This is a genomic window from Blautia acetica, from assembly GCF_038739805.1.
Lineage (GTDB): Bacteria > Bacillota > Clostridia > Lachnospirales > Lachnospiraceae > Blautia.
Map to the genome: position 1 here is coordinate 247337 of NZ_JBBEWO010000002.1, position 7777 is coordinate 255113.

The following is a 7777-nucleotide window of genomic DNA, read 5'->3' on the forward strand; positions in this document are numbered from 1 at the left end:
GAGGATTTTAAAATGGCAGATGAGAGAATACAGGTATATGAAAGCAAGATGACAAAGACTTTAGACGGTCTGACAAAGGAACTGGCAACGATCCGTGCGGGACGTGCAAATCCGCATATTCTGGATAAGCTGACCGTAGATTATTACGGAACACCTACACCGCTTCAGCAGGTGGCAAACATTACGGTTCCGGAAGCTCGCATGATTCAGATTCAGCCATGGGAAGCGTCTCTGATTAAAGAAATTAGCAAAGCCATTATGGCATCTGATTTGGGATTAAATCCAAACAGCGATGGTAAAATTATTCGTCTGGTATTGCCGGAACTGACAGAAGAGAGAAGAAAAGAACTGGTAAAAGATGTCAAGAAAAAAGGCGAAGCTGCAAAAGTAGCTGTCCGCAATGTCCGCAGAGACGCCAATGACGCATTTAAGAAATTGGCAAAGCAGGACATATCTGAAGATGAAATCAAAGAACTGGAAGAAAAAATTCAGAAGGTTACAGATAAGTTTGTAAAAGAAATTGATAAAGCAGTAGATGAAAAATCCAAAGAAATTTTGACTGTATAAAACAGTGGGAAGGGGCACATACAGCTTGCGGTATTGTGCCTCTTTTATGCGTAGGAGGAAAAAATATGAAAGTTCCCAATCATGTAGCCATCATTTTAGACGGCAACGGACGCTGGGCAAAAGCAAAAGGAATGCCGAGAACATACGGGCATATTAAGGGTTGTGAAAATCTGGAAAAAATCTGCAGCATAGCCAAGGAACTGGGAGTAAAGTATCTCACTGTGTATGCCTTTTCCACGGAAAACTGGAAACGCTCCAGGGAAGAGGTAGACGGACTGATGAAGCTGTTCCGCAATTATATGAAGAAATGTATTAAGATTTCTGCGGAAAATAAAATGCGGGTAAGGGTTATCGGAGACCCCAGGGCCTTTGATGAAGATTTGCAGAAGAAAATACAGGAATTAGAAGAATATTCCAGCCAGTATGATGAACTTCACTTTCAGATTGCCTTAAACTACGGAAGCCGGGATGAAATGAAAAGAGCCATGCAGCACATGGCAGAAGAAGTGCAGAAAGGAAATCTGCAGCCGGAAGAGATTACAGAGGAAACCATTTCTTCCTATCTGGATACCAGGGGACTGCCGGATCCGGACCTTTTAATCCGCACCAGCGGAGAGGAACGGCTTTCTAACTTCCTGATGTGGCAGCTGGCTTATACGGAGTTTTATTTTACCGATGTGCCGTGGCCGGATTTCAATAAACAGGAATTTGAAAGAGCCATTGACAAGTACAATCACAGAGAACGCAGATATGGCGGCGTAAAGGAGGAGTAAGATGTTTAAGACAAGACTTTTAAGCGGTATTATCCTGGTTCTCATTGCCGTTTTGTCTATTGCAGCAGGTGGGCCAGTGCTTTTTGCGGTGCTTCTTGGCATTTCCCTGATTGGGGTTTTTGAATTGTATCGGGCTATGGGGGTACACCAGAAGGGCTTTGGACCTCTGGAAATAGCCGGATATAGCGGTACAGTGCTGTATTATCTGACTCTTTTATGGACAAAATCAGAGAGTTTTTCTACCATGGTGATACTGTTTACTCTGGTGCTGATTATGTGTGTCTATGTGTTTTATTATCCCAGATACAGGGCAGAACAGATTATGGCAGCTCTTTTCGGCATGGTTTATGTGGCAGTTATGCTGTCCTACATTTATAAAACCAGGAATCTGGAAGGCGGCGCCTGGCTTGTGGGTCTGATTTTCTTAAGTTCCTGGGGGAGCGATACCTGCGCTTACTGTGTGGGCATGCTCATTGGCAAACACAAAATGGCGCCGGTGTTAAGTCCAAAGAAATCCGTGGAAGGCGGTATCGGGGGTGTAGCAGGAGCGGCGCTTCTGGGTGCTTTGTATGCTTTGGCCATTGCAGGACTGAATCCGGCAGAAGGTCACACACCGCTTATGTATGCCCTTATCTGTGCTGTGGGAGCGCTGATTTCCATGGTGGGAGATTTGGCGGCATCGGCTATTAAGAGAAACAAGGAAATCAAGGATTACGGAACACTCATTCCGGGACACGGCGGGATTTTGGACCGCTTCGACAGTGTGATTTTCACTGCCCCGTTTATTTATTTTCTGGCGAGTGTGCTGATTTAAAGAGGAAAGTGGTATGAAAAAAATTGCAATTTTAGGCTCTACGGGTTCTATTGGAACACAGACGCTGGATATTGTGAATAAAAATGAAGATTTGCAGGTGGTTGGACTTGCGGCAGGCAGTAATATTTCCATGCTGGAAGAACAGATTCGCAGATTTCATCCGAAACTGGCGGCTGTGGGAAATGAAGAAAAAGCAAAAGAACTGCGGGAAAAGGTAAAGGATACGGACTGCAAAATAGCGGGAGGCATGGACGGCCTGCTGGAACTGGCGGCTATGGAGGAATCGGAGATTCTGGTTACAGCTATTGTAGGGATGATTGGTATCCGGCCAACTATGGAAGCCATTAAAGCCGGAAAGGACATTGCCCTGGCCAATAAAGAGACGCTGGTAACGGCAGGACACCTTATTATGCCTCTGGCCCGGCAGTGCGGGGTGAAAATTCTTCCTGTGGACAGTGAGCACAGCGCTATTTTCCAGTGTCTGAACGGAGAACGGGAAAGAACCATTGACAGGCTGCTTATTACTGCGTCCGGCGGTCCCTTCCGGGGAAGGAAGAGAGAAGAACTGGAGCAGATACGAGTGGAAGACGCTTTGAAACACCCCAACTGGGCTATGGGACAGAAGATTACCATTGATTCCGCCACTTTAGTGAATAAAGGTTTGGAGGTTATGGAGGCGAAATGGCTCTTTGACGTGGATTTAGACCGGATTCAGGTGGTGGTGCAGCCCCAGAGTGTGATTCACTCTATGATACAGTTTACAGACGGCAGTATTATGGCTCAGCTTGGAACTCCTGATATGCGCCTGCCCATACAGTATGCCCTGTACGGGGGAGAACGCAGGTATCTGGACGGAGAACGGCTGGATTTCGCCGCGTTGGGCTCTATAACTTTTGAAAACCCGGACATGGAGACGTTTAAAGGTTTGCCTCTGGCTATGGAGGCTTCCGGAAGAGGCGGGTCTATGCCTACGGTATTCAATGCGGCAAATGAAAAGGCGGTTGCCTTGTTTTTACAGAGAAAAATTCGTTTTCTGGATATTTATACGATTATTGAGGAAGCTATGGAAAGGCATGAGGTCATATCCAATCCTGCCGTAGAAGACATACTGAATATCGAACAAGACGTATACGACAGAATTGAAAGCAGGTGGTAGGTTGAAAATTTTAATTGCAGCGATTGTATTTTCCGTGATTGTCCTTTTTCATGAACTGGGACATTTTCTTCTGGCGAAGAAGAATGGTATTACGGTGATTGAATTCTCTCTGGGTATGGGTCCCCGGCTTTTGTCAACAGAGCGGGGCGGTACCCGATATTCTCTTAAGCTGTTTCCTATTGGCGGCTCCTGTATGATGGCAGGGGAAGATGATGACGATACCAGTGAGGGTTCTTTTAACAATGCCTCCGTGTGGGCAAGAATTTCCGTAGTGGCAGCAGGGCCGGTATTTAACTTTATTCTGGCCTTTGTTTTTGCCATGATTATTACCAGTGTTATGGGCTATGACCCTCCGAAGGTGCTGCAGGTAACGGAGGGTTCTCCGGCCTGGGAAGCAGGTTTAAGGGAAGGTGATGTGATTACCGAGTTTCAGGGAAAGAATATTGTTATCGGCAGAGATTTGGATTCTTATATGACGCTTCACGGACTGCAGGATGAAACGATTTCTCTGACCTATAAACGGGACGGGAAGAAGCAGGATATTACATTCCGGGCCAATAGTGAAAGTAAGTATATGCTGGGATTTCATTATGCGTCAGAAGGGGAACCGGAGATTCTGCAGGTGATGTTGAACAGTTCCATGCAGAAAGCAGGTGTACAGGCCGGAGATATTATCCGGGAAATTAACGGCGTGGAAGTCAAGGACAGCGCCCAGCTGCAGGACTATTTAAAGGAGCACCCTCTGGATGGTTCGGAAGTAAAGCTGGGAATTGAGAGAAATGGAAAGCTGGAAACCATTTCCGCAAAGCCTCAGATGACAAAACAGATAGATTCCGGATTTGTTTACAATGTTTACCGGGAAAAGACGAATTTTCTGGGAGTTATCCGTTACAGCGCTACAGAAGTGCGGTACTGGATTTCCACTACCATAGAGAGTCTGGCTATGCTGGTTAAAGGACAGTTTTCGGTCAATGACCTTTCCGGTCCTGTGGGTATCATTGATGTTATGGGTGATTCCTATGAAGCGGCGAAGACGGAAGGCGCTGTTATGGTATCCATGCAGATGTTGTACTGGGCTATTTTGTTGTCCGCAAACCTGGGAGTGATGAACCTGCTGCCTATTCCGGCCCTGGACGGCGGAAGACTGGTTTTTCTGCTTGTTGAGGCTGTGCGGAGAAAGAGACTGAATCCTAATGTGGAAGGCATGGTGCATTTTGCAGGATTTGTATTGCTTATGTTGCTTATGGTTTTTGTGATGTTTAATGATTTCAGGAGATTGTAAGCAGCTATGAATGAGATTTTGATGTATGTATTGGCAGCAGGTGTGCTTCTGGGTGGGATTGACCAGCTTTTGGGAAATAAGAGAGGATATGGAAAATGTCTGGAGGAGGGCTTTATGCTTATGGGGCCCACAGCTCTTTCCATGGTAGGCATGTTATGTCTGATACCTCTTATTTCTCAGGCATTCCGCACTTTTGTGGTTCCCATTTTTACCCTTACAGGCGCGGACCCTTCGGTGCTGGGCGGTATTCTGGCTATTGATATGGGCGGTTATCAGCTGGCAAAGGAACTGGCAAATAATCCCCAGGTGGGAAGTTATGCAGGAGTTCTGATTGCTTCCACCTTTGGGTGTACGTTGGTGTTTACCATTCCAGTAGGCATGGAAATCGTGGAGGAAGAGGACAGAGGCGCCTTTGCAAAAGGAATTCTGACCGGACTGGCAGCGCTTCCTGCCGGGCTTTTGGCAGGAGGACTGCTGTGCGGGCTTTCCTTTGGGGAAGTTATCTGGCAGAGCATGCCTGTGTTTGTTCTGTCCCTGCTTCTGGGGCTGGGACTGAAATGCGCGCCAAGAGTCATGATGAAAGGGTTTCGGGTGTTTGCCAGAGGTATGAAGCTTCTGATTACTCTGGGGCTGATTTTAGGAGCGTTGTCGTATTTCCTGAAACGGGACTTGATACCGGGGCTGGCCCCCATAGAAGATGCGCTGGCCGTGGTAGCCTCTATTGGTATTACTATGCTGGGAAGTCTTCCTCTGGCCGAATTTTTAAGACGGCTGATGCGGAAGCCGTTCCGAAAGCTGGGACACCATTTTGGGCTCAATGAGACCAGTGTGTCCGGACTGATGATTGGTATGGTCAGCCCCATTCCCCAGCTTACTTCCATGAAGGACATGGATTCGCTGGGAAAAGTGGCAAATACAGCTTTTGCCGTCAGCGCGGCCTCTGCCCTGGCAGCTCATGCCGGATTTACCTTAAGTGTGGAACCGGACATGGTTGGGGCTATGCTGGCAGCGAAAATAGTAGGTGCTGCGACGGCAGTGGCGGCCGTTTTGCTGTTGGAAAGAAAACGGCGGTAAAAGGCAGGAAAGAAAGGTTACACAGGCATACAGAAAGAGTTACAGACCTTTTTAGGGAGTAAGTTTCTGTATGCCTGTTTTGGGTCTTTAAGGTGAATTTTAAACCAGTTCAGCAATTCTGGTGACACCTACATAAATGTCCTGAATTTCGTACCAGGTGGGATAATCCACCACGCCAGTTGCGGGAAGACCGAAGATTCTCTGAAATTCCCGAACTGCATTCTGGGTGGCCTCTCCGTAAATTCCGTCAGCTGTCACGGAAGGAAGGGCAGGGTAAGCTTTGCTGATGGCATTTAGCTGTTCCTGTATCTGGCGTACTTTGCTGCCGGAGGAGCCAATGTCCAGCGGCTGTCCAGGCCAGGAAGCAGGAATACCGGAAATTTCTTCTGCGGTATTGATGTACATGTTGTCACCGTAGAAATTCCGCAGAATTTCAATAGCAGAGTAGCCCTGGTCACCCAAATACTTCGACCCCCACTGTGTCATCCAATTTGGACACTGGACCCGTTCTCCGTCACAGTATTGGGTGAGAATGGGCTGCCGTACGCCAGGGCGAGACAGATAGTTGTCGAAAAGTTCGTCTACGATTTGGGAAATGCTTTCAAAAATATTGCGCCCGTACATCCATTTGTGGTCAAAGGCAGTGGAAGAGGTGATGGTGAAATCGTAGCCTTTGTTCCGGTACACCGAAATCAATACATATTCGGGGTTACAGAAACCTCATTATCAATGAATTGGTGATTAAAAAAGAAGAAACAAGAGTAAAGAAGTCGTTAAACAAGGGGGAAAGATAGACTTGTTTAATTTCGAATATCCATTTATAATTACAATAGGTAAAAGATACACGGAAAGGTTGTCGTAAATATGATAAAAGTTTTTCACGGTTCTGATCATATTATAAAAATACCCCGTTATATGGGCGGTAAAACTGATAATGATTATGGAAATGGATTTTATACAACAGAATATGAAGAACGTGCCAGAAGTTGGGCAACACTCAACGGTAATCCGCAAAAATCAATTGTAAATATGTATCAGCTTGATTTAGATGGATTAAACATATTGGATTTGAATGAACGTGGGGTTTTAGCTTGGATTGCTGAAGTGGTATCGAATAGAGGAACGAATCAAGAAGCTGCAAGTATTGTTGGAGAAAGGCTTGTTGAATTATACGCACCGAATCACGATGGGTACGATATTATAAAAGGATATCGTGCAGATGATAGTTATACACAGGTTGTGGAAGCATTTTTGTTAAACCAGATTAATATTTTTGAAGTAGAGCATCTGTTTTATAAGGGATCGTTAGGAAATCAGATTTTTTTGAAGTCAAAAAAAGCGTTTGAACATATTAAGTGGTTGGAATCGTATGAAGTAGTCATGCTAGAAGAATATAAAAACTCAGATATGTATGCAAGAAGAGAAGTGAATCGATTTTTAAAGGAACGTATGAAAGCAATTTTGATTGATGGATATACAGTGCCAGGAATTACTGCAAGATATGCAATTCAGAATCCATTAGTTTATAATCATGAAATTGGAGGATATGAAAATGCCAGCGTATGATGAATGTTATTTGGATAGTATGATTACGAAGACAAGGTATCTGTTTAAATTGATTGGCAGAAATTGTTCGGATCCTTTTTTGATGATTTCGAAGTATATGAAATGTGATTATAGGAAATATATGGACATGGGGAATCCGATGTACTTAAATAAGACTCCGAAGCAAATTATGGAAGAATTGGGTGTCAGCATTCAAAGCGGCCATGAGACAGATGAGAAATATGACGAGTTTATATTAGAGTGGATGGCAGATATTTATGTGTATATGCAGTGGGAATATGACCTTTCATCATCGGAAATTGTAGAGAAGCTAACGCCGGAGAAATTATATAAGCAATACTATCCGTTGCATGAAACTTCTGTTGAAAACGGTGTGAGAAAATTGCTAAGTATGTAGAGGATGCGTGGACCGCATCCTCTACTACATTTTTGTGTCAGCAATGAAATAAACCACCTGCTATGCGGGTGGTGGGAGAAATCTTTAGATATAAGCAAGAACTCCTGTGCTATGATGAATGTGGGTCTGCAAAACCACAAATAAAAGC

8 protein-coding genes and 1 pseudogene are annotated in these 7777 nt (G+C 45.0%); 8 read left to right on the forward strand and 1 reads right to left on the reverse strand.

The genetic code is table 11. The annotated features are described in order from the left end of the window. Positions 1 to 12 precede the first annotated feature (12 nt). From frr to eutH, 6 genes are all read left to right on the forward strand, one after another. Entirely contained in the window at positions 13 to 567 is a 555-nt protein-coding gene (gene frr, locus WBS51_RS02535; RefSeq protein WP_173749893.1) for a ribosome recycling factor, read from the forward strand. 65 nt (positions 568 to 632) lie between these two features. Next, positions 633 to 1340, forward strand: a complete 708-nt coding sequence (locus tag WBS51_RS02540) for an isoprenyl transferase (RefSeq protein WP_173749894.1) — start codon at positions 633 to 635, stop codon at positions 1338 to 1340. Position 1341: 1 nt separating this feature from the next. Further along, positions 1342 to 2154 carry a phosphatidate cytidylyltransferase gene (locus WBS51_RS02545; RefSeq protein WP_173749895.1) on the forward strand — a complete coding sequence of 271 codons (813 nt, stop codon included), beginning with the start codon at positions 1342 to 1344 and terminating at the stop codon, positions 2152 to 2154. Positions 2155 to 2167: 13 nt separating this feature from the next. Continuing rightward, entirely contained in the window at positions 2168 to 3310 is a 1143-nt protein-coding gene (dxr, locus tag WBS51_RS02550) for a 1-deoxy-D-xylulose-5-phosphate reductoisomerase (protein WP_173749896.1), read from the forward strand. A 1-nt stretch (position 3311) separates the two neighbouring features. Further along, positions 3312 to 4592, forward strand: a complete 1281-nt coding sequence (gene rseP, locus WBS51_RS02555; protein WP_173749897.1) for an RIP metalloprotease RseP — start codon at positions 3312 to 3314, stop codon at positions 4590 to 4592. 6 nt (positions 4593 to 4598) lie between these two features. Continuing rightward, positions 4599 to 5666: an ethanolamine utilization protein EutH gene (gene eutH / locus WBS51_RS02560; RefSeq protein WP_173749898.1), complete on the forward strand. Its 1068-nt coding sequence runs from the start codon at positions 4599 to 4601 to the stop codon at positions 5664 to 5666. A gap of 99 nt (positions 5667 to 5765) precedes the next feature. Here the strand turns inward: eutH and WBS51_RS02565 are convergent. Continuing rightward, a pseudogene (locus tag WBS51_RS02565) lies at positions 5766 to 6350 on the reverse strand (peptidoglycan-binding domain-containing protein); the annotation flags it as partial. 180 nt (positions 6351 to 6530) lie between these two features. On the opposite strand from WBS51_RS02565, the gene WBS51_RS02570 reads away from it, so the two are divergent. Both WBS51_RS02570 and WBS51_RS02575 read left to right on the forward strand, forming a co-directional pair. Next, positions 6531 to 7232 (forward strand): DUF3990 domain-containing protein, encoded by a 702-nt coding sequence (locus WBS51_RS02570; RefSeq protein ID WP_173749899.1) that lies wholly within the window; start codon positions 6531 to 6533, stop codon positions 7230 to 7232. Continuing rightward, on the forward strand, positions 7219 to 7629 hold the full coding sequence (locus tag WBS51_RS02575) for a hypothetical protein (protein ID WP_173749900.1): 411 nt from the start codon (positions 7219 to 7221) through the stop codon (positions 7627 to 7629). The genes WBS51_RS02570 and WBS51_RS02575 overlap by 14 nt, the downstream gene beginning before the upstream one ends. Positions 7630 to 7777 lie beyond the last annotated feature (148 nt).

Excerpts from the sequence above, each read along its gene's own strand:
- WBS51_RS02575 (WP_173749900.1), top strand. The coding sequence starts at position 7,219 with ATGCCAGCGTATGATGAATGTTATTTGGATAGTATGATTACGAAGACA.
- WBS51_RS02540 (WP_173749894.1), top strand. The coding sequence starts at position 633 with ATGAAAGTTCCCAATCATGTAGCCATCATTTTAGACGGCAACGGACGC.
- WBS51_RS02570 (WP_173749899.1), top strand. The coding sequence starts at position 6,531 with ATGATAAAAGTTTTTCACGGTTCTGATCATATTATAAAAATACCCCGT.
- eutH (WP_173749898.1), top strand. The coding sequence starts at position 4,599 with ATGAATGAGATTTTGATGTATGTATTGGCAGCAGGTGTGCTTCTGGGT.
- frr (WP_173749893.1), top strand. The coding sequence starts at position 13 with ATGGCAGATGAGAGAATACAGGTATATGAAAGCAAGATGACAAAGACT.
- WBS51_RS02545 (WP_173749895.1), top strand. The coding sequence starts at position 1,342 with ATGTTTAAGACAAGACTTTTAAGCGGTATTATCCTGGTTCTCATTGCC.
- dxr (WP_173749896.1), top strand. The coding sequence starts at position 2,168 with ATGAAAAAAATTGCAATTTTAGGCTCTACGGGTTCTATTGGAACACAG.